This window comes from Actinomadura kijaniata NBRC 14229 (genome assembly GCF_001552175.1).
In the GTDB taxonomy this organism is placed as follows: domain Bacteria; phylum Actinomycetota; class Actinomycetes; order Streptosporangiales; family Streptosporangiaceae; genus Spirillospora; species Spirillospora kijaniata.
In genome coordinates this window covers 1-1,386 of record NZ_BCQR01000336.1, presented here as the reverse complement: position 1 = coordinate 1,386, position 1,386 = coordinate 1, and the positions used below count along the sequence as shown (strand labels likewise).

The 1,386-nt window shown below is 69.0% G+C and carries 1 protein-coding gene; it reads left to right on the top strand.

Annotated elements, in window-relative coordinates; all coding sequences use genetic code 11:
- Positions 1–57: 57 nt before the first annotated feature.
- On the top strand, positions 58–1,266 hold the full coding sequence (locus AKI01S_RS48585) for an IS701 family transposase (RefSeq protein ID WP_067833929.1): 1,209 nt from the start codon (positions 58–60) through the stop codon (positions 1,264–1,266).
- Positions 1,267–1,386 lie beyond the last annotated feature (120 nt).

Genomic DNA, 1,386 nt, shown 5'->3' with positions numbered 1-1,386 from the left:
TAGTAGGACTTTGTTAGGTGTCTGGTCGGATGAGTGATGCGGTGTTGTGCTGGGAGGATGACGCCTGAGGAGCTGGCGGGGTGTCGGGCCCGGCTGGAGGAGTTCACCACGCAGGTGTTCGCGCCGTTGGCGCGTGTCGATCAGCGGGTCAAGGGGGGACTGTATCTGCGCGGGCTGTTGCTGGATGGCCGTCGCAAGTCGATGCAGCCGATGGCGGCCCGGTTGGGGGTTGATCACCAGCGGTTGCAGCAGTTCATCACCTCCTCCACCTGGTCGTATGAACAGGTGCGGGCCCGGTTGGCGCGGCGTGTGGTGCGGGTGGTGCGGCCACAGGTATGGGTGATCGATGACACCGGGTTCCCCAAGGACGGCGACGCCTCGCCGGGGGTGGCCCGGCAGTACTCAGGCACGCTGGGCAAGACCGGCAACTGCCAGATCGCCGTCAGCGTGCACGCCGCCACCGATACCGCCTCCTGCCCGCTGAACTGGCGGTTGTTCATCCCTGACGCCTGGGACGGGCCTCAGGCGGCCGACCGGCGGGCGCGTTGTGGCATCCCGGCGACCGAGTGCCACCGGCCCAAGTGGCGGTTGGCGATCGAGATGCTGGACGAGCTGGCCGGGTGGGGGCTGTATCCGGCGGTGGTGGTCGCCGACAGCGACTACGGCAACAACGCGTTGTTTCGCCGGGGGTTGGCCGCGCGAGGGCTGGCCTATGCGGTGCAGGTCACCGGTGAGCTGACCGCCTATGACGCGGCGGCGGTGCCGCAGCGCCCGCCCTATGGCGGTCGCGGGCCGCGTCCGTTGCCGCGCTATCGCGATCGGCCGGTCAGCCTGCGTGAGCATGTGCTGGCCGCCGGAGCGGCCCAGGCCCGCACGCTGAGGTGGCGACACGGTGCGCGCGGGCCGTTGCGGGCCCGGTTTGTGCTGTTGCGGGTCCGGGTCGCGGGCCGGCGACCGCGCCCGCAAGCCGACGGCGTCATCGCCGAGCAGTGGCTGATCGCCCAGTGGCCCGCCGGGGCGGCCGAGCCGGTCAAGTACTGGTTGTCCAATCTGCCCGCCGACTTTCCGGCGGCGATGCTGGTGCGGTTGGCCAAGGCGCGCTGGCGGATCGAGCACGACTACCGCGAGCTGAAGACCGGGCTGGGCCTGGACCACTTCGAAGGACGCTCGTTCACCGGCTTCCACCGCCATCTGACGTTGGTCACCGCCGCCCACCTGTTTGTCACCGAACAGCGCCTGGACCCAAAAGCCCAGGTCGTGGCCTGAGCCTCTACCAAGTCCTGGATCTGCTGCAGCAGATGGTGACCACCGGGCCACACCACTGCCCGACCTGCCAACGACCAGCCACCTGGCTGCCCTACGACACCACCTAACAAAGTCCTACTA